Raw genomic sequence first — 264 nt, 5'->3', positions numbered from 1 at the left:
CAACGGAAGTAGCAGTCCAACACGCGCCTCGCCTCGCCAACGCTCAGCTCGGGCGCATCGGGCTATTTCAAAGGAAGCGGTTGGTCGCCGAGCAGGCCCTTGGCGATGACGCTGCGAGCCACCACGGGATCAAGCGAATGTTGCGCGATGAGATCATGGCATTCAGTGGCGATCTGTTCAGCATCCTGCAACAGCTTGAGCTCTTTGTAGCGGTCGTGGCGACGCAGCCCCATGCTCTCGCCGACGACTTCGAGAACATTGATG

1 pseudogene is annotated in these 264 nt (G+C 59.8%); it reads right to left on the bottom strand.

Going from position 1 to position 264, the window contains the following annotated elements:
* Positions 1-62: 62 nt before the first annotated feature.
* Positions 63-264 (bottom strand): annotated as a pseudogene (locus AC0L3S_RS39445) ((Fe-S)-binding protein); the annotation flags it as partial.

The sequence above is a fragment of the Bradyrhizobium sp. Ken01 genome (assembly GCF_055807355.1).
Note: the sequence above shows the minus strand (reverse complement) of the source record. Positions and strands in the feature narration are given on the sequence as shown.